Below are 20190 nucleotides of genomic sequence, written 5' to 3' on the forward strand. Positions count from 1 at the left end.
TTTTTTCTCTTTATCCGTTTTCCCCCTGCCGTCACCGGCTACTCTCAAGCGGACTTCGAGACTGGCTCGCTGCGCATCGCCAGGGGACTGCGATGGTTTTCACTTCTTTGTCCTTATTTATTTCGTCGTTCCAACGTAAGTTGGAACCCAGTGTCGTGTCGACGGTTGGGCGACGCATTGACTCCACTGGGTCTCAGCGTTCGCTGGGACGACGGCGTATGAAGGTTTCAAACTACCACGCTGGAAATATCGCTGATGTTCTCTCGCAATCGCGAAGCGTCTTGTTTTGGGGGCCGTCCGAACAGCCGTGAGTACTCGCGACTGAATTGCGACGGGCTTTCGTAGCCCACGGCGTAGGCGGTGCGGGTGGCGTCGACGTCGGATGCCAGCAGGCGTCGTGCAGCCTGAAGCCTGAGCGTCTTTTGATATTGCAGAGGACTCGTCGATGTCGCCACGCGGAAGTGTCTGTTGAAGGAGGCGACGCTCATGCCGGCGATTTCCGCCACGGTTTCGATGGGGAATGATTCATCGTAGTGGTTGCGCATCCAGTCGATGGCTCTTCTGACTTGTGCCAGCTTGCCTTCTTCGCGCGCTATCTGTCGCAACAGCGGTCCATGCGGACTCTGCAGCAGGCGGTACAGCAACTCGCGCTCTCTCGACGGCGCCAGAATGGGAATGTCTTTCGGTGTGTCGAGCAGGGCCAGCAGGTGATCCCACGCTTCCAGCACTTCGCGCGAAACCATGCCGATGTGGAATCCCAGGAACTCCTTCTTCGACGGCTCTTCGGGCATGTCGGCGATCAGTGCGGTGAAGAGCGCGTGATCGAGCGTCAAGCCGGTCCCGAGATAGGGCTGGTCGCCGTCCATCTCGAAAATGCAGCAGGTCGTCGGCAATTCGATCAGCGAGGCGAAACAAGTGCCCGCGCCGTAGCGCAGCATCTTCTTGCCGACCATCATCTGTTTGGCGCCCTGAAGCACCATGCAGACCCCGGCGGCAACGGCCGTGAAGGTCGGCTCCGGTTGCCGGAAAGCGCCGATGGCAAGCCGCGGAATGGCGGTCTCCAGCTGCTTGTCGTCGGCGTGGCGCAGCACCCGGCGGCACATCTGATCAAGTAAGTCTTTCATGAAGCCAGTCTGACAGGGCTTGAGTGCGAGATCAAGGAAATGAGCGGATCAGGCAAGAATTTGCGCAGTTTCGGCGAGTAAGCACGGGGTCGGGAGCGTATCTTGGGCAAGACGGGCGCGGTCACTGCGCGCCCTTAACTTCACAGGAGAAAATCTTGACTATCAAACACTTCGATGCGAAATCGACAACAGACGACGTGCTGGGCAATATCGATCTGCACGGCAAACGCGCCTTCATCACCGGGGTCTCGGCCGGTCTGGGCGTGGAAACGGCACGTGCCCTGGTGGCGCGCGGCGCTGAAGTGATCGGCACGGTGCGCGATCTCGACAAAGCACACACCGCCACGAAAGTCGTGCGCGATGCGGCGGAACAAAGCGGCGGCTGTTTTGAAATCGTCCAGATGGATCTGGCCGACCTGGCGTCGGTGCGAGCAGTCAGCGATGCAATGGTCGCGGCCCAGAAACCCTTCGATCTGGTGGTCGCCAACGCCGGCATCATGGCCACGCCGTTTGAGCACACTAAAGACGGATTCGAACTTCAGTTCGGCACCAACGTGCTGGGGCACTATGTATTAGCTAACCGTCTTGCACCCTTGATGAGGGAGGGGGCTCGCTTGATCGTACTGTCCTCCAATGGTCATCGTTTCGCCGACGTTGATCTTGAGGATCCGAACTTTGCGAATACGCCCTACGATCAATGGGTTGCCTACGGCCGTTCCAAGACCGGCGACGCGTTGCTGGCCGTCGCGTTCGACGCGCGCCATCGTCATCGCGGCGTGCGCGCAGCGAGCATCCATCCCGGCGTGATTCTGACGGAACTGATCCGCAACATGGAACCGGAAGCCTTCCAGGCGGCATTCGCGGCGATGAATGAACAGCATCTGGCGCAAGGACATCAGCCGTTTGAAGTGAAAACCGTCGCGCAAGGAGCGGCGACAACCCTGTGGGCCGGCATCGTCGCTGATGCAGAAATGATCGGCGGACGCTATTGCGAGGATTGTCATGTTGGGGAAATCTTGTCGGATGATGCGGTCGTCAGCGCATTCAGTGCCGGCGTGCGTCCCTATGCAATTGATGCTAAGCGGGCTGATGCGTTGTGGGTCAAGGCGGGGGAGCTCGTGGGGGAGAAGTTTTAAAGCATCGGTAACGCCGACATCAGGTGAGCGCTGACGCCACTGGGTTCCAGCGTTCGCTGGGACGACACAAACGAGGCGGAAGAAGTTGATGCATCAATGGTCTCAACAAGACTGGCGATGCGAAGCGAGCCAGTCTAGAAGTCCGCTTGAGAGTAGCCGGTGTCGGCGGGTGCAAATCGGATAAAGAGAAAAAATCTGTCTGAGCGCAGCGAGTTTATTTTTTCTCCCGATTTGCGCCTGACGACGCCGGGGACCCCGAAGGGGCTACGACCCAGCGGTCGCTTCTTTTGCTTACTTTTCTTGGCGAGACAAGAAAAGTGAGTAGCCGCCGGGCTACCCCCGGCACGGTCGTCCGAAGAAAGAAAAGAATCAGCTACCAAAAAAGAAAGTCGGAACAAAACACCAGAGAAGGCAAACACTCACGCCTCTTCCCCCAAATCCTTCTTCACCACCGCATAACGCAACAACGTCCTCTTCCTCGCCTCAGCATGGTCCACCAAAGGCAACGGATAATCCTTTCCCAACGTCACCCCTGCAGCCTTCAACAAATCCGCCGGACACAACCAGGGCGCATGAATATATTTGTCCGGCAAACCAGCCAGCTGCGGCAAATACCGCCGGATGAATTTCCCCTCCGCATCAAACCTCTCCGACTGCGTAATCGGATTGAAGATACGAAAATAAGGCTGCGCATCGCACCCCGAAGAAGACGCCCACTGCCACCCGCCATTGTTGGCAGACAGATCGAAGTCATTAAGCTGATCCGCAAAATATTTCTCCCCCCAACGCCAGTCTATCCCCAAATCCTTGGTCAAAAAACTCGCCGTCACCATGCGCAGACGATTGTGCATGTAACCGGTCTGGTTCAATTGCAGCATCGCCGCATCCACCAGCGGATAACCGGTGCGTCCCTCGCACCACGCCGCGAAACTCTCGCGGGCGCGCTTGCCGCCCTCCCATTGAATCGCGTCGTAGTCCGACTTGAAGGAACGTTCAACAACGCGCGGATGATGGAACAGGATCATGAAATAGAAATCGCGCCACACCAGCTCGGACAACCACACCGGCGCACCGCGGCGGCCTGCGCCGATGCGCATGGCGTCGACCGCGGCACGCACCAATGTGCGGATGGCGATCGTGCCGAAGCGCAGATGCACCGACAGATACGACGGTCCTTTGACAGCGGGGAAGTCGCGCGTGTCGCCGTATTTGCCCAGACGCGGCAGGAAGTCTTCAAGCAATTGCGCCGCGCCGGACATGCCGGTCGGGATACGCAGGTCCTTCAGATTGGTCGGCAGGAATCCGAGGTCATCCAGCGTCGGCAGAGCCTTGTGATGCTGCTTGGACGGCGGCGCGAGTTGTGCGAAATAGGCATCCACCGGATAAGGCTTGAGATAGAAGTCGCCGCCGGGACCGGACAGCTTGTTCATCCATGCATTTTTGTACGGCGTGAAAACGGAGAAAGGGCGGCTAGCCAGCGACAGTACTTCGTCTTTTTCGAAGATGACCTGATCTTTGTAAGTCAGCAACTGGCGGCCGTCTTGCTCCAATTGTTTCTTGACGGCGGCGTCGCGTTTGATTGCTTGCGGTTCGTAGTCGTGGTTGGCGAAGACGGCATCGGCACCGAGTTCCGCCGCCAGCGCCGGGATGTCTTGCTGCGCCGGGGCATGGCGCACGATCAGCGCGCCGCCGGCAGCGCGCAAGGCGGCGTCGAGTTCGGCGATGCAGGCCAGGATGAATTCGATGCGGCGATCGGCCTGCAGGCCATCGGTGAGCAGCGCGTCGAGGATGTCGCGGTCGTAGACGAAGACGCAATACACCTGCTTGCTTTGCCTGAGCGCGTAGTACAAGGCGGCGTGATCGCTGATGCGCAGGTCGCGGCGGAACCACACGAGGGCGGAATTGAAAGTCGGCATGGAGGAGTTGGTGAAAGCAATAACGTCCGATGGTAAAGCATCCGGGCGATACAAACAAAAACAGCGGCCGTCAGGCCGCTGTGTTTATCGTCGCAATGCGTCTTGCAACACTGCAGCGATCAACCGCCCAGATAGGCTTCGACCACCTTCGGATTGTGCAGCAGGTTGGCGCCGGTATCTTCCAGCACGATCTTGCCGGTTTCGAGCACGTAGCCGCGTTGCGCGATGCGCAGCGCCTGGCGCACGTTCTGTTCGACCAGCAGGACCGTCATGCCGGTCTTGTTGATCTCTTGCACGATGCGGAAGATTTCCTGGATGATCAACGGCGCCAGGCCCATCGACGGTTCGTCCAGCAGCAAGACCTTGGGCTTGGCCATCAGCGCGCGGCCGATGGCGAGCATTTGCTGTTCGCCGCCGGAGAGGTTGCCGGCCAGGCCTTTGGCGCGTTGCTTGAGGACCGGGAACAGCGAGTAGACCCATTCCAGGTCGCCGGCCACCGCGGCCTTGTCCTTGCGCGTGTAGGCGCCCAGGGCGAGGTTTTCTTCGATGGTCAGGGTGGTCAGCGTGGCGCGGCCTTCGGCGACTTGCACCACGCCGCTGCCGACGATGCGGTGCGGCGACTGTTGCGTGATGTCGGCGCCGTTGAACAGCACCTTGCCGCGCGAGGCCTTGACCAGGCCGGAGATCGCCAGCAGCGAGGTGCTCTTGCCGGCGCCGTTGGCGCCGACCAGCGCGGTGATTTCGCCTTCGTTGAGGGTCAGGCTGATGCCTTTTACGGCTTCGATGTGGCCGTAGGAAACCGCCAGGTCCTGGACTTGCAGAATGACTTTGGGGACGGTTTGACTCATGCTTCTTCCTTGCCGAGGTAGGCCTCGATCACTTCCTGATTGTTCTTGATCTCATCCGGTGTGCCTTCGGCGATGATCTTGCCGAAGTTGAGCACGGCGACGCGGTCGCACAGGCCCATCACGAAACGCATGTCGTGCTCGATCATGAAGATCGAGAAACCGCGCTGCTTGATGTTGACGATTTCCGCCATGAGCTCGGTTTTTTCCGCCGGGTTCATGCCGGCCACCGGTTCGTCCAGCAGCAGCAGCTTGGGCCTGGTCGCCAGCGCGCGGGCGAATTCCAGCTTGCGCTGTTCGCCGTAGGAGAGGCTGTCGGCCAGCATCTCGGCCTTGTGGTCCAGGCGCACCCACGACAGCAGTTCCAGCGCGCGTTCGCGGGCTTCCTTTTCGATCTTGCGGAACGAGCCGAGATTGAGCAGCAGGCTACCGAAACCATAGTCAAGATGATCGTGCATGCCGACCACGACGTTTTCGAGCAGTGTCATTTCCTTGAACACGCGGATGTTCTGGAAGGTGCGCGCAATGCCGCGCTCGGTGATCTTGTGCGGGGCGACGTTGCCGATGTCCTGGCCGTCGAACACGATGTTGCCGGAGGAGGCGCGCAGCAGGCCGGTGATCAGGTTGAAGACAGTGGTCTTGCCGGCGCCGTTGGGGCCGATCAGGCCGAAGATGCCGCCTTCCGGCACGTGGAACTGGACGCCTTGCAGGACCTGCAAACCGCCGAAGTTTTTACTGATCTGGTTGAATTGTAAAAGCATCAGTTCACCTTCTTGCTTGCAGAGTTGTTGCTGTTACGGCGTTGCATAAATGCGCGGATACGACGCGGATCCCAGATACCCTTCGGCAGATACAGCACGACGAGGATCAGGATCAGGCCGTTGGCGGCCAGGCGGAAGTCCTTGAAATGGCGCAGCACTTCCGGCAGCAGCGACAGGATGGTCGAGCCTATCATCGGGCCGATCAGGTTGCTGGTGCCGCCGAACACGGCCATGGTCAGGATATCCACGGCGTTTTCGAAACCGTAGTTGTTGGGGCCGATGGTGAAGGTGTAGTGCGCATTCAAGGCACCGGCAACGCCCGCAATGGCGGCACCGATAACGAAGGCCAGCAGCTTGTAGCCGGCCACGTTGACGCCCATCAGGCGGGCGGCGACTTCGTCTTCCTTGATCGCTTCAAACGCACGGCCGATCTTGGAGCGGCGTACGCGGGCGAGGAAATACACGGTCACGCCCAGCAGCAGCACGATGTGCCACCATTCGGTGACCGGCGGCACGCCGTTCAGACCCATCGGCCCGCCGGTGATTTCCATGTTCAGCACCACCACGCGTACCACTTCGCCGAAGCCCAGCGTCGCCATCGCGAGGTAGACGCCGGACAGGCGCAGCGTCGGGATGCCGATCACCAGCGCCACCAGCGCCGGCAGGATCCCGCCGGCCGCAAGCGCGACCGGGAAGGGCAGGCCTGCCTGCATGGTAATCAGGGACGCGACGTAAGCGCCGATCCCCATGAACGCTGCGTTGGCCAGCGACAGCAGGCCGCACGACAGCGTGACGTAGATTGACAGGGCCAGCATGGCGTTGACGCCGACGCTGAAGATGACGGTGTTGTACGTCGCCCAGAATCCATCCCACCATTCCATCATGTTCATGGGATTAAGCCTTTCTTTCCAGCACTTTGCCGAACATGCCGGAAGGCTTGACCAACAAAATCAAAAACAGCAGACCGAACGCCACCGCATCGCGGAAGTCGCTCGAAATGTAAGCCACGGTCAGCACCTCGGCAAAGCCCAGGAACAGGCCGCCGATCATCGCGCCGCGGATGTCGCCCATGCCGCCCAGGATGATGACGGCGATGCCCTTGTGCAGCATCGGCTGGCCCATGAAGGGCGAGATGGCGTTGAACGACAGGCCGACCAGCACGCCCGCCGCGCCGCCCAGGGCTGCTGCCGCGAACGAAGTCAGGTAGAACAGGCCCTCGACGTTGATGCCCAGCAGGTAAGCGGCTTTCGGAGACTCGGCAATGGCGCGCAGCGCGCGGCCCAGTTGCGTGCGGCGCATCACGGCCAGCAGCACGATCATTAGCACGAAGGCGATGACCACGATGCCGACTTGCACCGCGGTGACGTGCAGGTTGCCGATGGTGACGCTGTCTTCCGGAATGGTGCCGACCGGGAAGCGTTTGTTCTCGGCGCCGAACAGGCCTTGCGCGAGATTGGTCAGCATGATCGCCACGCCGATGGTGGCGATCATGGGAATCAGGTGGGGCGCATTGCGGCGGCGCAATGGTTTCAGCACCAGGAAGTCGACGATCAGGCCGATCAGTCCGGTGGCGACCATTGCGGCAAGCATCGCCAGCCACAGCGGCAATGACATTTTTTCGACCAGCAGCAGGGCGGCGTAGCTGCCCAGCATGAAGATCGCGCCGTGCGACAGGTTGATGACGCCGAGCACGCCGAACACCAGCGTGAACCCAAGCGCAAAGAGCGCATAGACGCTGCCCAGCGAAAGGGCGTTGATAAGTTGTTGTTCTAACATAGGACCTGCGAATAGAGTGGTGACGAATAGTGAGGAGCGCCGGTCTCATCCGTCAGTTATGCATGAACATGCATGCGCTGGCAGGCTGGCGATGTATCCCTCGTTACATCAGAAAAGCGGCTTTTGGCTAGCCTGTTCTTTTTCGCGATTGGGTAAAACGTGTGACGCTAACTGAGCAGCGGGAACAAAAAGACTCCGGTAAAAAATACCGGAGTCTTTGAGCTTGTTCTTTCCGCCGAGACTTACTTCAACAGAACGAACTTGCCGCCTTTGGCGATGTTGACGATGGCTTCTTGCTGCGCATCGAAACCGACTTGCTTGCCGGCGACGGCAGGAGCAGGGCGGAAGGCGAACTTGCCGGTCGCGCCGTCGATCTTGACGGCAGGCAGGGCAACGCGCAGCGCGTCACGGTCCTTGTCCAGTGCGCCGGACAGCTTGACGTTCTTGAGCGCTTCGGCAACCACGTGCAGTGCATCGTAGGCTTGGGCGGAGAACTGGTCAGGCTCGGAACCGAACTTGGCCTTGTACGCAGCGATGAACGCCTTGTTGGCCGGGGTCAGGTTTTCCGAAGACCATGGGCTGCCCATCAGAGTGTTGTCGCCTGCATCCTTGGCGATTTCAAACAGCTTCGGCGAGTTCAGGCCGTTGCCGCCGATGAACGGTTGCTTCATGCCCAGCGCGCGGGTTTGCAGGATGATGTTCGCAGCTTCTTCCGCCAGACAGGAGCAGACGATGGCGTCGGGATTGCCGGCCTTGATCTTGGTCAGCTGGGCCTTGAAGTCGACGTCGCCCTTGGCATACGCTTCGGTCGTGGTGGTCGGGATCTTTTGCTGTTCCAGCGTCGCCTTGAAGACGTCGTAGCCGGACTTGGTGAACGCATCGTCGTTACCGTAGATCACGGCGACCTTCTTGATGCCGAAATGCTTGACGGCAGCCTTGACGGTAACCGGCAGCACGTCGGCTTCCATGACGGAGTTGCGGAAGGTGAACGGGCCCATGGCGGTGATGCCGTCGGCGGTGTTGCTGGTGCCGAAAGCGACGACCTTGGCGGCGTTGGCGATCGGGTCAGCAGCGAATGCGGAATTGGACAGGGTCGGGCCGAAGACCATCAGTACCTTGTCCTGGAAAATCAGTTTTTTGAAGACGTTGATGGCTTCTTCTTTCTTGCCTTGTTCGTCTTCTGCAATCAGGACCAGTTTGTTGCCGTTGACGCCGCCCTTGGCGTTGATTTCGTCGGCGGCCAGCGTGAAGCCGTTCTTGATGGCGACGCCGTACTTGGCGGCAGGGCCGGTCAGCGCGGCGGCGAGGCCCAGCTTGACGTCGGCGGCCAATGCTGCATTTGCCAGGGTGGCGCCGATCATCAGCGCAGGCAAGGTCTTTAAAGCGGTTTTAAGCATGTTGAATCGCATCGGGTTCTCTCCTTGGTTAGATATTCTTATAGAGGATGATGCGAAATATGAGCCGGGGGTAACCGACGCAGGCAGTCTTTGATGGGACTCCCTTATTTTGCTCCATCCTCTGTAGGCCGTCGTGCGGCCTTTGGGATACAACCGGTCAAGAATACCGTAAACCGGTTTAAACACACTGCTGCACTGCAACCTGGTAAGTTGCCTTGCGGCGGTCTGCTGGCTCCGCCGAGGCGGAGATGACACTGATAACATTGATGACGGATTTGATGCTGCTCCATTCGAAGACGGAGCGGTCCTGCCGATTACCTCGCACTGCTACTTTTGGTACAGACTCAGTACAGCGGCATCCGGGGCGCGTTGGCGGTTCGGATGCCGCTGGTATTTCTTTATTGCTTTATTTCTTTATGCTTTACAGCGATTTGCGGAGTTCCGCGATCGCCAGGCGCACCTGGTTCGGTGCAGTGCCGCCGATGTGGTCGCGCGCGGCGACGGAGCCTTCCAGCGTCAGGACGCCGAAGATGTCGTTTTCGATCAATGGCGAATAGGTGCGCAGTTCGTCCAGCGTCAGATCCGACAGGTCGCAGTTGCGGTCGACGCAGGTGCGTACCGCGTGCGCGACGGCTTCGTGGGCGTCGCGGAAGGGCAGGCCCTTCTTCACCAGATAGTCGGCCAGGTCGGTGGCGGTGGCGTAACCCTGCAGGGCGGCGGCGCGCATGGCGTCCGGCTTGACGGTGATGCCGCGCGCCATGTCGGCGAAAATACGCAGCGTGTCGGTCAGCGTGTCGACGGTGTCGAACAGCGGTTCCTTGTCTTCCTGGTTGTCCTTGTTGTAGGCCAGCGGCTGGCCTTTCATCAGGGTCAGCAGCGCGATCAGGTGGCCGTTGACGCGGCCGGTCTTGCCGCGCGCCAGTTCCGGCACGTCGGGGTTTTTCTTTTGCGGCATGATCGACGAACCGGTGCAGAAGCGGTCGGCGATGTCGATGAAGCCGACGCGCGGGCTCATCCAAATCACCAGTTCTTCCGACATGCGCGAAATGTGGGTCATGACCAGGGCGGCGGCGGCGCAGAATTCGATGGCGAAGTCGCGATCCGAGACGGCGTCGAGCGAATTGCGGCAGACGTCGTCGAAGCCCAGCGTCTTGGCCACGCGCAGGCGATCGATCGGGAAGGTCGTGCCGGCCAGCGCGGCGGCGCCCAGCGGCAGGCGGTTGACGCGCTTGCGGGCATCGGCCATGCGCTCGGCATCGCGGCCGAACATTTCAACATACGCCAGCACGTGGTGGCCGAAGGTGATCGGCTGGGCTACTTGCATGTGGGTGAAGCCGGGCAGGATGGTGTCGGCGTGTTGCTCGGCCAGATCCACCAGCGCCGCGCGCAGGTCGCGCAGCAGGCCGTTGATGTCGTCGATGGCGGCGCGCATGTACAGGCGGATGTCGGTGGCGACCTGGTCGTTGCGCGAGCGGCCGGTGTGCAGGCGTTTGCCGGCGTCGCCGACCAGTTCGGTCAGGCGCTTTTCGATGTTCAGGTGGACGTCTTCGAGGTCGAGCAGCCATTCGAACTTGCCGGCGTCGATTTCACCTTTGATCTGCGTCATGCCGCGCTGGATGTCGGTGTAGTCTTGCGCGCTGATGATCTGCTGATGCGCCAGCATTTCTGCATGGGCAAGCGAGCCTTGAATGTCGAATTGCGCCAGGCGATTGTCGAAGAAGACAGAGGCGGTGTAACGTTTCACCAGATCGGAAACGGGTTCGGAAAAGCGAGCCGACCAGGCTTCGCCTTTTTTCGATAATTGAGCGGTCATAGTGGGGGTCCCGGAGAATACGCGATTATAGCAAGTCGATGACATTTGAGCCACGCCACGGCGCGCCCGGGCTTGGCGCAGACCTTGGCGGGATGTAAATTGGCGGCAGTGCCGGTGCAAGTCAATAGGGATTTTCTGCGTGGCGCCGACGTCGGCATGATGGCAACATCCATGGACTATCAAGAGGACGTGGCATAAAAAACATTGCACTCTTGCCAAATCTTGAAGATACTCGAATTGCTGTTTGTAAATCCAAGCAATTCGATTTTTTCGGGCTTGTTAACAAGAATTATCTGACAGGCTCCAGTGGTCTCATCCGGGGAGAGGTCTCATGAATTTTGAAGCATTGTTTCAACAGCAAGCAGCATTGCCCAGCATTCCCAAAGTCGTGCAGGAAGTCATCGAGAGCTTCAACAACGACAATGTGTCGATCGAAGACATCGCCAGGAAACTGAGCGCCGATCAGGTGTTGAGCGCCAAGCTGCTGCGTCTGGCGAATTCCTCCTACTATCATGTCTCGCGCAGTATCGGCACCGTCGACGACGCCGTGCTGATGCTGGGTTTCATGACCGTGCGCACGCTGGTGGTCAGCACCGGCCTGACCGGCAGTTTCAAGTCGATGTCGGGCGTGGATCTCAAGCTGTTCTGGCGCTACAGCCTGCATACCGCGATCGTCGCCAAATGGCTGGCGAAGAAGCAGGGGCTCAACTCCGACCTGGGCTTCACCGTCGGCCTGATGCACGCCATCGGCCAGTTGGTCATGCATGCGGCAATGCCCGAGCAAACCTTGCAGGTCGACAAGATCGCCAGCACTATCGATGCGCGCCGTCTCGATGTCGAGCACACGTCGTTCGGCTACGACTTTGCCGACGTCGGCGCGGAGCTGGCGAAGCGCTGGCGTTTCCCCAACGAGTTTTCCGAGGCCATCAAGTCGTTCCCGAGGCCGCTGGAAGTCATTCCATTCAACAAGATCGCTGCCGTTATCCATATCGCGGCATGGCGCGCACGTGCGGAAGAGAATAAGTATTCCCGCGAGGAAATGGAGTCGACTTTCCCGGAGGAAGTCGCCGCCAAGCTGGGCGTGAAGCCGGAGGTGCTGCTTGATGAATTGCCTCCGTTGGCGGAATTGGGCGCCGGAATGGAAGAGTTGATTTCCTGAGGGGAATTTTTCTGTCCTCCAATCTCTGATCGGACCGCGGCGCGAATCGTGCCGGACGCGTGGGTCGATAAAAAAAGCGGATGGGGCTTGCGCCTCATCCGCTTTTTTACTGGCGGGAACATGTCCCCGCGCGTCTACTCCAGCTTGTCTTTCAGGAACTTCAGCATTTCGCGATAGGCTTCCGCGCGCGAATCGGCATTGCCTCCGCTGGTGACGCCTTCGCCGCGTTTGCCGGCGCCGGGGATGTCCATGCGGACATGCATGGGCAGGCCCGGGGCATCGAAGTCGTGGTAAGTGTCTGGGTAGAGACGCAGGGTGATTCCGGTGTCGCTGCCTTCGGTTTTCTTTTCCAGCGATTCACACGCTTCCGGCGGCGTCCAGTCGTCGTTTTCGCCCATGAGGATCAGCATCGGCGCAGCCGGTTTGTAGGGCGTGCGGCTGCCGGCGTAAGGCGTGCAGGTCGGATAGAAGGCAACGGCGGCTTTGGGTTGCACCTTGCGGACCGCGACATCCGTCTGGGCCAGATTCATGGCTGCCAGGATCGTCGTGGCGCCGTGCGACCAGCCGACCATGCCGACGTGTGCGTAGTCGACGTCTTCCTGCGTGGCCAGCCAACGCAGGGCGATCTGCACGTCGAGGCGGCGGTTGGCGCTGCTGGCTTCGCGCTGGGCCTGGCTTTCCTGGCAGATGGAACGGCGGCCGCGCGGCGTGAAGCTGTCCGGGAACAGCACGTTGTAGCCGGCGTCGGTCAACGCGCGCGCCATGGCGATGTGGCGCGGGGTGAATTCGATTTTCTCTTTGTTGACGCTGCTGTAGAGGCCGCCGCAGCCGTGCATGGCAATGATGGTCGGTTTCTTGTCCGCCTTGCCTTTGCCCTTGAACCAGAAGCCGAACAAGGCGGTCGCTTTGCCGCCCGGCGATTCGACGCTGGTCAGGAACACGCGGTCGGTGCGCAAAGGCGGCAGCGGAGCCGGCTTGGCGGCGGGCGCTGCAGCAAAGGAAGTAGCGGCGAGTTGTACGCACAGCCCAGTCAGGCAGAGCGATGCAATGGTTTTACCCCGGATATTCATGGCGAACTTCCCCAAATATTTATGTGTGCAACCATCGGTCGGTCAGGCGGTCGGGCGGGCGAGCCTTCAGGCCGACGTTGGTTTGCTGTCGATTCTGTCTTGCGATGTTGCTTTCGCGGTTGCCGGCTTCAACACCAGCAGCAGCGCCGCCCCGATCAATGCGCCTCCCACGGCGTAAGCCCAGGACAATTGTTCATTGAGAAACAGCCACCCCCACAATACGCCGAAAAGCGGTATCAAAAAAGTAACGGTTAACGACTTCACAGGTCCTATATCGGCAATTAATCGGAAAAATAAAATATAGGCCAGCGCCGAACACACAAATCCCAATGCCAGCAAAGCAAACCACGTACCAGCGCTGCCGTGCAAGGGCGTGCCTTGCATGCCGGTGCTTATCGCAAAAAACGGCAACAACAGCCCAACCGCGCCCAACTGGCTGCCAAACGCCACCAGTTTGCTGTCCAGTCCGCCGCGATCGGTGATCCAGCGCTTGGTCAGGAAACCCGCCAGGCCGTAACAGCTGGTGGCCAGCAGGCAGGCCAGCGCACCGAAAACAGTCGCGGTGTCGAAGGCTACCGGGCCGGTCCTGGTCAGCACGGCAACGCCGGCCAACCCGAGCACGACGCCTGCCACTTTGCGGCCGGTCAGTGTGTCACCGAAAAATAACGCCCCGATGACCACGCCCATCAACGGCGTCGTTGCGTTCAGAATGGCGGAGTATCCCGCCGGCAGCACCTTCGCCGCCAGGCTGTACAGCACGAAAGGGATGCCGGAATTGATGGCGCCCAGCAGCATCGCCGCGCGCAGTTTTCCCTCAAACCGCCATTTTACGCGCAGCGCCGCCAAGATGAGCAGCAGGCCGGCCGCGCCGAACAGCACGCGGAAAAACGCCGTATTCAGGGCGCCCAGTTCCGGCACGACGATGCGCATGAACAGAAAGCTTGCGCCCCAGATGGCGGACAGAGCGAGCAGGCGGAACAGGTCGGCGGATTTCATCGGCGGTCCGGCAAAAGAAGGAGGGGCATCATTCTTGAGGAAGAATGATGCCCGGGCACTCCGAAACTTGCTATCGTGTTTTTCCTGATGGTGTGCAGGAAACGAAATGTGTACGGCAAATCAGGACGGCGTCTGCGTACATCGGCGTGCTGCAAGCCGATGTACGCGCAGAACCGCTACTGCGTCAGCCAGTATTGCGCAGGCCGGCGGCGACGCCGTTGATGGTCAGGTGGATGCCGCGCTGCACGCGCTCTTCGACCTTTTTGCCTGCTGCCGCCGTGCTGCGATGGCGCCTGATCAGTTCGACCTGCAAGTGGTTCAGCGGATCGAGATAGGCGAAACGGTTCTTGATCGAGCGCGCCAGCAGCGGATTGCCGGCCAGGCGATCCTTGTTGCCGGTGATCGAACCGAGCAACTGGCTGGTGCGCTCATGCTCGCTGACGATACGCCCGAAGATCGCCGTGCGCAGTTTGCGGTCGGCGACCAGTCCGGCGTAGCGCGAGGCCACGGCGAGGTCGGTCTTGGACAAGACCATGTCCATGTTCGACAGCAGGGCGGCAAAGAACGGCCACTCCTTGCACATGGCGCGCAGCGTCGCCAGTTTTTTGGCGCTTTCTTTGGCGCCGCCTTCCTGCAGCCATCCCGACACCGCGCTGCCGAAGCCGTACCAGCCCGGGAACAGCAGGCGGCACTGACCCCACGAGAAGCCCCATGGAATCGCGCGCAAGTCTTCGATGCGGCGCGTCGATTTGCGCGAAGCGGGGCGCGAGCCGATGTTGAGTTCGGCGATTTCGGCGATCGGCGTCGAGGCGAAGAAGTAGTCGGTGAAGCCCGGTGTTTCGTAGACCAGGTTGCGGTAGGCCTGATAGGCGCGTTCCGACAGGTCTTCCATGACGTGCTCGAACTCGGCCAGCTTGCGGGTCTCTTTCGCATCGGTGGTTTCCGGCATGAGGCTGGCTTCCAGCGTCGCGGCGACCAGCAGTTCCAGATTGCGGCGACCGATTTCCGGATTGGAGAACTTGGACGCGATGATCTCGCCTTGTTCGGTCAGGCGGATCTGGCCGTTGACCGTGCCCGGCGGTTGCGCCAGGATGGCCTGGTAGCTCGGACCGCCGCCGCGGCCGACGGTGCCGCCGCGGCCGTGGAACAGACGCAGCTTGACGCCGGCGCGGTTGAACAATTCCACCAGGCGGTTTTCGGATTTGTAGAGCTCCCAGTTGGACGTGAGGAAGCCGCCGTCCTTGTTGGAGTCGGAATAACCCAACATCACTTCCTGCAACTTGCCTTGTTTGGCGATCAGCGGCGCCACCAGCGGGAATGACAGCCATTGCTCCATGATGTCGGCGGCGCAGCGCAAGTCGGGGATGGTTTCGAATAGCGGGATCACCATCAGTTCGAGTTCGACCAGCTTGGACGGATCCTTGGCGTCGGCGTGCAGCAGGCCGGTTTCCTTTTGCAGCAGCAAGACTTCCAGCAAGTCGGAGGCCGTCTCCGTGTGCGAGATGATGTAGTTGCGAATCGCGCGCGCGCCGTAACGCTGGCGGATCTCGCGCGCGGTGCGCAGGATGGTCAGCTCGGAATTGGTTTCATCCGAATAGGTCAGGTAGGGCGAGTACAGCAGGCGCGGCTTGGACAGCTCGGCCAGCAGCAGCGCGATCTTCTTTTCTTCGCTCAGGCCCGCATAGGATGTCTCCACTTGCGCGCTGGCGAACAATTCGCCGAGCACGCGTTCGTGCACGTCGGAGCTTTGGCGCATGTCCAGCGTGGCGAGGTGGAAACCGAAAATTTCAATTGAACGCTTGAGCACCGCCAGGCGCGGTTTGACCAGGGCAGCGCCGTGATTGGCGTTGAGCGAGTCGATCAGTACCTGCAGTTCCCTGATGCATTCTTCGGGAGCGTCGTAGTGGGCGGCGGCGCCGACTTCCTGACGCAGGATGTTGACCACGCCGAGATTGCGGGCCGTCGCCGCCAGGCGCGCATACACGCCGATCAGCGCCCGGCGGTAGGGTTCGTCGGCGCGATGGTTGGAGGTGTCGGGCGAGGTGTCGGCCAGCGCCAGCAAGTCAGCGCTGGCGTCGACCATCAGGGTCGAGATCGACAACTCGGCACCAAGTGCGTGGACTTCGTCGAGGTAGAAATCGAAGATCGTGGTCGACTGGCGTTGCAGCGCGCGTTGCATGGTGCCGGCGTTGACGTTGGGATTGCCGTCGCGGTCGCCGCCGATCCAGCTGCCCATCTGCACGAAAGGCGGCAGTTCCGCCGGGGTGGTGCGGGAACGCGAGCGCGATGGAAACTGTGCGTTGATCTCTTCTTCGATGTCGTCGTACAGCGCCGGCAGCTCACGCAGGAAGGTGATGCGGTAGTAGGACAGCGCGTTTTCGATTTCATCGGCAACGGTCAGCTTGGTATAGCGCAGCATGCGGGTTTGCCACAGCGTGGCGATGCGCGCGCGCAGCAGTTCGGTGTTGTCGCGCAGTTCCTTCGGCGTCAGCGGATGGTCGCGCAGCGCCAGCAGGCGGGCGATTTCGCGCTCCGCATCGAGGATGCTCTTGCGCTGCACTTCGGTCGGGTGCGCGGTCAGCACCGGCGAGATCAGCGACTCCGACAGGAAGTTGCGCACGGTGTTGCCGGAGACGCCGGCATTGTCCAGGCGCGACAGGGCGTAGGCCACGCTGCTCGGTTGCGGCGCCGAGCCGGCCAGCAAGTGGGCGCGGCGGCGGCGGTTGTGGTGCTGGTCTTCGGCGATATTGGCCAGGTGCGAGAAATACGAGAACGCGCGCACCACCGAATTGGTCTGGTCGCGCGTCAGTTTCTTGAGCAGCTTGTCGAGTTCGGCGCCGGCCTTGGCGTCGGATTCGCGGCGAAAGCGCACGGCGGTCTGGCGTATGGTCTCGACCACTTCGAAGACGGCGTCGCCTTCCTGGTCGCGCAGCACTTCGCCGAGCAGACGGCCGAGCAGGCGGATGTCTTCTTTGAGCGGAGCGTCCTTGTCTGCGGACTTGACGGGGCGTTTTTCGGTGGAGCCGGGGGTGTTGCGAGCAGAAGTTTTAGTTTGTGGTTTGATTGGCATGATCAACAATTGCTACGGTTTTCAGAGGAGAAAGTCGGGCGTGCTGGTCGAACTGTCAGTGGTGCTGCGTGCTAGAATTTGGCTCACTTGTTTGCCTCCACTATTTTTATATTTTTGATGCGCCGGGCACCTTCACAGATGACTCGGCGACTACCGGAAGAGCCCTCTTGAAAGAATTTCCTCCCTCCAGGCTGGTCATCGCTTCGCGCGAAAGCCGTCTCGCCATGTGGCAAGCCGAGCATGTACGCGACCGGTTGGCAGCATTATATCCGCAGTGCAGCATAATCATTCTCGGAATGACGACGCGCGGCGATCAGATTCTCGATCGCACGCTGTCCAAGGTCGGCGGCAAGGGGCTGTTTGTGAAGGAGCTGGAAGTCGCCATGGCGGAGGGACGCGCCGATTTTGCCGTGCACTCGCTCAAGGACGTGCCGATGGAGCTGCCGCAAGGTTTTGTGCTGGGCGGCATTCTGGAGCGCGAAGATCCGCGCGACGCCTTCGTCTCCAACGACTATGCCGGACTCGACGATCTGCCGCACGGCGCGGTGGTCGGCACCAGCAGCCTGCGTCGCCAGGCATTGATCGCGGCGCGCTATCCGCACCTGGTCATCAAGCCCTTGCGCGGCAATCTCGATACGCGTCTGGCCAAGCTCGACCGCGGCGAGTATGCCGCCATCATTCTTGCCGTGGCGGGGCTGAAGCGCCTCGGCCTGGAATCGCGCATCCGCTCGGCGATCGCGCCGGAACAAAGCCTGCCGGCGCCGGGGCAAGGCGCGATGGCGATCGAAATCCTCGCCGATCGCACCGATCTGCAACGCGTGCTGGCGCCGATCAATCATCTGCCGACCGATCGCGCGGTGACGGCTGAACGCACGCTGTCGCGCACTTTCGGCGGCAGTTGCCAGATTCCATTGGCGGCGTTCGCCACCATTGAGGGCGACAAGATGCACATGCGCGCGATGGTCGCCACGCCCGACGGCAAGCAGATTGCCGCCGCCGAAGCCAGCGGCCCGGCCGATGCACCCGAAGCACTGGGCCGGCAGGTCGCCGATCTGCTGCAGGCGCAGGGCGCCGAAGCGATTCTGGCGGCATGCAAGGCGGACGCTGCCGGTGCGGACTAGCCATCTCCTGTTGCTTTGCCACTTCTGAAGGGAGTGCGATGAAAGAACGCGGTGCCAGGCCGGTCGTCATCACGCGCCCATTGGCGCAGGCCGGCGCGTTTGCGGAGCAAGTGGCGCAGATTGGCCGCGTGCCGGTGATTTTTCCCTTGCTGGAGATCGCGCCGGTGGCCGACAGTGCCGAGCTGCAAGGCGTGTTGTCGGTGCTTGATCGCTATGCGATGGCGGTGTTCGTCAGTCCGAATGCCATCGACGCCGCTTTCCAATTCATCCCTGCGTGGCCGCGGCAGGTCGCCATCGGCATCGTCGGCGAAGGAAGCCGGCTGGCCTTGCAGCGCCACGGCGTCGATGACGGCAACGCGGTCATCCATGCGCCGCGCAACAGCGAACGCATGGATTCGGAAGAATTGTTCAAGGCGCTGGATCTCGACATCCTGCGCGGCAAGCGCGTGCTGATCGTGCGCGGCCAGGCCGGTCGCGACTTTTTGACCGACATGCTGCGCGCCGGGCAAATCGAGGTCGATCACGTGACGGCTTATCAGCGTCTTTTGCCGGTGATCGACGAACCGAAGAAGGCGCATTTGCGCACCTTGATCGATGCCGGCAGCGACTGGGTAGTCACCAGTTCCGAGGCCTTGCGCAACCTACTCCAGATCACCCTGGACGCTCTCGGCAAGGACTATGTGGTAAAACTACAACGCAACGAAATCATCGTTTCGCACCAGAGGATCGCTGAAACAGCGCGATCGCTGGCTTTCTCCCATGTGACCATGACCGGATCAGGCGACGAACGACTGCTTGCCGCGTTACAATCCCGACCATGAACGAACTGCAATCCTCCCCCGACCAGAACCAGCCGGACGCGAAAGCGGATCCCGGACTGCAGGCGAGCATGGTGCTCCCTTCCTTCACACCTTCGGACAACGGCGTGCTGAAAAAACGCCTGCGGCTGCTGACTTTCCTCATTGTCGTGCTGGCCATCGTGCTGGTGGCGCAATGGTGGATGTCGCATGCCGAGATCCGCGGCCTGCGCGAAGAAGTCGCGCGCCGTCTGCAAACCGGCGACGTCGCCAACACCGAAGTCAAAAGCGTGCTGAAGACCGTGCAGGAAAGCACCAAGGAATTGCAGGCCAAGGTCACCGTGCTCGACAGCAAGCAGGCCGAATCGCAAAGCCAGCAACTGGCGCTGGAACAGCTCTATCAGGACCTTTCCAAGAATCGCGACGACTGGGCCTTGTCCGAAATCGAAGAAGTGCTGTCGACCGCAAGCCAGCAACTGGAACTGGCCGGCAACGTGCAGGGCGCGCTGATCGCGCTGCAAAACGCCGACAAGAGCCTGTCGCGCTCGGACAAGCCGCAGTTCATCGCCATCCGCCGCGCCATCGCGCGCGACCAGGATCGCCTGAAGGCCTTGCCGACGGTGGACGTGCCCGGCATCGCCGTGCGTCTCGACAGCATCATCGGCCAGATCGACAACATGCCTTTGCTGTCGGATGAAAAGCCGGTCGTTTCCGTGACCGAACCGAAGAAGCAACCCGTCCGCCAGGCGCCCAAAGTGGCTGCCAAGCCGAACGGCAAGGGCCAAGCTGCCGATGCCGAGCCTGCCAACGACTGGCTGGCCAACGCCCAGGACAAGTGGCAAAGCATCAGTTCGGAAATGTGGACGGAACTGAAGCAGCTGGTCCGCATCCGCAGCGTCGACACGCCCGACGCGCTGCTGCTGTCGCCGACGCAAGCCTACTATGCGCGCGAAAACCTCAAGCTGCGCCTGCTCAATGCACGCTTGGCTTTGTTGTCGCGCAACGAATTCGCTTTCCGCAACGACCTGAGCGCAGCACAGGACACGATAGCCAAATACTTCGACACCCGCGCCAAGCAAGTGCAGACCACGCAGGCGCTGTTGAAGCAAGTTCAGGGCAGCAACCTGTCGATCCAGATGCCGACGCTCAGCGAAAGCATCAACGCGGTGCGTAATTACAAAAGCCGGCGCGTCAATTAAAGCGGCAGAA

The 20190-nt window shown here is 60.8% G+C and carries 17 protein-coding genes; 6 read left to right on the plus strand and 11 right to left on the minus strand.

Going from position 1 to position 20190, the window contains the following annotated elements; all coding sequences use genetic code 11:
- Nucleotides 1-222 (plus strand): hypothetical protein (locus tag PMI16_RS26500; protein ID WP_237719877.1); only part of this gene is annotated, 222 nt, incomplete at its 5' end.
- A gap of 5 nt (nucleotides 223-227) precedes the next feature.
- Here PMI16_RS26500 and PMI16_RS16000 read toward each other — a convergent pair.
- Nucleotides 228-1124 carry an AraC family transcriptional regulator gene (locus PMI16_RS16000; RefSeq protein ID WP_007881364.1) on the minus strand — a complete coding sequence of 299 codons (897 nt, stop codon included), beginning with the start codon at nucleotides 1122-1124 and terminating at the stop codon, nucleotides 228-230.
- Nucleotides 1125-1279: 155 nt separating this feature from the next.
- Here PMI16_RS16000 and PMI16_RS16005 point away from each other — a divergent pair, with 155 nt between their 5' ends.
- On the plus strand, nucleotides 1280-2260 hold the full coding sequence (locus tag PMI16_RS16005; RefSeq protein WP_007881365.1) for an SDR family NAD(P)-dependent oxidoreductase: 981 nt from the start codon (nucleotides 1280-1282) through the stop codon (nucleotides 2258-2260).
- A gap of 419 nt (nucleotides 2261-2679) precedes the next feature.
- Here the strand turns inward: PMI16_RS16005 and PMI16_RS16010 are convergent, their stop codons facing one another.
- The 7 genes from PMI16_RS16010 to argH form a co-directional block, all read right to left on the minus strand.
- A complete protein-coding gene (locus tag PMI16_RS16010; RefSeq protein ID WP_007881367.1) occupies nucleotides 2680-4176 on the minus strand; it encodes a cryptochrome/photolyase family protein in 1497 nt (498 codons plus the stop codon).
- 119 nt (nucleotides 4177-4295) lie between these two features.
- Nucleotides 4296-5024 carry an ABC transporter ATP-binding protein gene (locus PMI16_RS16015; RefSeq protein WP_007881369.1) on the minus strand — a complete coding sequence of 243 codons (729 nt, stop codon included), beginning with the start codon at nucleotides 5022-5024 and terminating at the stop codon, nucleotides 4296-4298.
- Entirely contained in the window at nucleotides 5021-5782 is a 762-nt protein-coding gene (locus tag PMI16_RS16020; RefSeq protein WP_007881370.1) for an ABC transporter ATP-binding protein, read from the minus strand. The genes PMI16_RS16015 and PMI16_RS16020 overlap by 4 nt, the downstream gene beginning before the upstream one ends.
- On the minus strand, nucleotides 5782-6672 hold the full coding sequence (locus tag PMI16_RS16025) for a branched-chain amino acid ABC transporter permease (RefSeq protein WP_007881372.1): 891 nt from the start codon (nucleotides 6670-6672) through the stop codon (nucleotides 5782-5784). Before PMI16_RS16025 ends, PMI16_RS16020 begins: the two co-directional genes overlap by 1 nt.
- Nucleotides 6673-6676: 4 nt before the next feature.
- Nucleotides 6677-7558, minus strand: coding sequence for a branched-chain amino acid ABC transporter permease (locus PMI16_RS16030; RefSeq protein WP_007881377.1), 882 nt, complete (start codon nucleotides 7556-7558; stop codon nucleotides 6677-6679).
- Between the two features lie 242 nt (nucleotides 7559-7800).
- The gene (locus PMI16_RS16035) at nucleotides 7801-8967 is read right to left on the minus strand and encodes an ABC transporter substrate-binding protein (protein ID WP_007881380.1); all 1167 of its coding nucleotides are present in this window, start codon (nucleotides 8965-8967) and stop codon (nucleotides 7801-7803) included.
- A gap of 409 nt (nucleotides 8968-9376) precedes the next feature.
- The gene (gene argH / locus PMI16_RS16040) at nucleotides 9377-10768 is read right to left on the minus strand and encodes an argininosuccinate lyase (RefSeq protein ID WP_007881382.1); all 1392 of its coding nucleotides are present in this window, start codon (nucleotides 10766-10768) and stop codon (nucleotides 9377-9379) included.
- Nucleotides 10769-11099: 331 nt separating this feature from the next.
- On the opposite strand from argH, the gene PMI16_RS16045 reads away from it, so the two are divergent.
- The gene (locus PMI16_RS16045) at nucleotides 11100-11927 is read left to right on the plus strand and encodes an HDOD domain-containing protein (RefSeq protein WP_007881383.1); all 828 of its coding nucleotides are present in this window, start codon (nucleotides 11100-11102) and stop codon (nucleotides 11925-11927) included.
- Between the two features lie 134 nt (nucleotides 11928-12061).
- On the opposite strand, the gene PMI16_RS16050 is transcribed toward PMI16_RS16045, so the two are convergent.
- The 3 genes from PMI16_RS16050 to ppc all read right to left on the minus strand — a co-directional run bounded on the left by PMI16_RS16050 (nucleotide 12062) and on the right by ppc (nucleotide 17063).
- Nucleotides 12062-12997 carry a dienelactone hydrolase family protein gene (locus PMI16_RS16050; RefSeq protein ID WP_007881384.1) on the minus strand — a complete coding sequence of 312 codons (936 nt, stop codon included), beginning with the start codon at nucleotides 12995-12997 and terminating at the stop codon, nucleotides 12062-12064.
- A gap of 66 nt (nucleotides 12998-13063) precedes the next feature.
- Complete coding sequence (locus PMI16_RS16055; protein ID WP_007881385.1) at nucleotides 13064-13993, minus strand: DMT family transporter; 930 nt, start codon at nucleotides 13991-13993, stop codon at nucleotides 13064-13066.
- A gap of 184 nt (nucleotides 13994-14177) precedes the next feature.
- Nucleotides 14178-17063 carry a phosphoenolpyruvate carboxylase gene (gene ppc, locus PMI16_RS16060; RefSeq protein ID WP_007881386.1) on the minus strand — a complete coding sequence of 962 codons (2886 nt, stop codon included), beginning with the start codon at nucleotides 17061-17063 and terminating at the stop codon, nucleotides 14178-14180.
- A gap of 167 nt (nucleotides 17064-17230) precedes the next feature.
- On the opposite strand from ppc, the gene hemC reads away from it, so the two are divergent.
- Genes hemC through PMI16_RS16075 form a run of 3 tightly spaced genes read left to right on the plus strand, consistent with a single transcriptional unit; the run spans nucleotide 17231 to nucleotide 20180 of the window.
- Nucleotides 17231-18184 (plus strand): hydroxymethylbilane synthase, encoded by a 954-nt coding sequence (gene hemC, locus PMI16_RS16065; protein ID WP_007881387.1) that lies wholly within the window; start codon nucleotides 17231-17233, stop codon nucleotides 18182-18184.
- A 38-nt stretch (nucleotides 18185-18222) separates the two neighbouring features.
- Nucleotides 18223-19005 carry a uroporphyrinogen-III synthase gene (locus PMI16_RS16070; protein ID WP_007881388.1) on the plus strand — a complete coding sequence of 261 codons (783 nt, stop codon included), beginning with the start codon at nucleotides 18223-18225 and terminating at the stop codon, nucleotides 19003-19005.
- Entirely contained in the window at nucleotides 19002-20180 is a 1179-nt protein-coding gene (locus PMI16_RS16075; RefSeq protein ID WP_007881389.1) for a uroporphyrinogen-III C-methyltransferase, read from the plus strand. Before PMI16_RS16070 ends, PMI16_RS16075 begins: the two co-directional genes overlap by 4 nt.
- Nucleotides 20181-20190 lie beyond the last annotated feature (10 nt).

It is taken from the genome of Herbaspirillum sp. CF444 (genome assembly GCF_000282135.1).
Classification (GTDB): Bacteria; Pseudomonadota; Gammaproteobacteria; order Burkholderiales; family Burkholderiaceae_D; genus Herbaspirillum.

Coding starts and splice junctions, on each gene's coding strand:
- PMI16_RS16000 (WP_007881364.1), bottom strand. CDS start 1,124: ATGAAAGACTTACTTGATCAGATGTGCCGCCGGGTGCTGCGCCACGCC.
- PMI16_RS16010 (WP_007881367.1), bottom strand. CDS start 4,176: ATGCCGACTTTCAATTCCGCCCTCGTGTGGTTCCGCCGCGACCTGCGC.
- PMI16_RS16015 (WP_007881369.1), bottom strand. CDS start 5,024: ATGAGTCAAACCGTCCCCAAAGTCATTCTGCAAGTCCAGGACCTGGCG.
- PMI16_RS16020 (WP_007881370.1), bottom strand. CDS start 5,782: ATGCTTTTACAATTCAACCAGATCAGTAAAAACTTCGGCGGTTTGCAG.
- PMI16_RS16025 (WP_007881372.1), bottom strand. CDS start 6,672: ATGAACATGATGGAATGGTGGGATGGATTCTGGGCGACGTACAACACC.
- PMI16_RS16030 (WP_007881377.1), bottom strand. CDS start 7,558: ATGTTAGAACAACAACTTATCAACGCCCTTTCGCTGGGCAGCGTCTAT.
- PMI16_RS16035 (WP_007881380.1), bottom strand. CDS start 8,967: ATGCGATTCAACATGCTTAAAACCGCTTTAAAGACCTTGCCTGCGCTG.
- argH (WP_007881382.1), bottom strand. CDS start 10,768: ATGACCGCTCAATTATCGAAAAAAGGCGAAGCCTGGTCGGCTCGCTTT.
- PMI16_RS16045 (WP_007881383.1), top strand. CDS start 11,100: ATGAATTTTGAAGCATTGTTTCAACAGCAAGCAGCATTGCCCAGCATT.
- PMI16_RS16050 (WP_007881384.1), bottom strand. CDS start 12,997: ATGAATATCCGGGGTAAAACCATTGCATCGCTCTGCCTGACTGGGCTG.
- PMI16_RS16055 (WP_007881385.1), bottom strand. CDS start 13,993: ATGAAATCCGCCGACCTGTTCCGCCTGCTCGCTCTGTCCGCCATCTGG.
- ppc (WP_007881386.1), bottom strand. CDS start 17,063: ATGCCAATCAAACCACAAACTAAAACTTCTGCTCGCAACACCCCCGGC.
- PMI16_RS16070 (WP_007881388.1), top strand. CDS start 18,223: ATGAAAGAACGCGGTGCCAGGCCGGTCGTCATCACGCGCCCATTGGCG.
- PMI16_RS16075 (WP_007881389.1), top strand. CDS start 19,002: ATGAACGAACTGCAATCCTCCCCCGACCAGAACCAGCCGGACGCGAAA.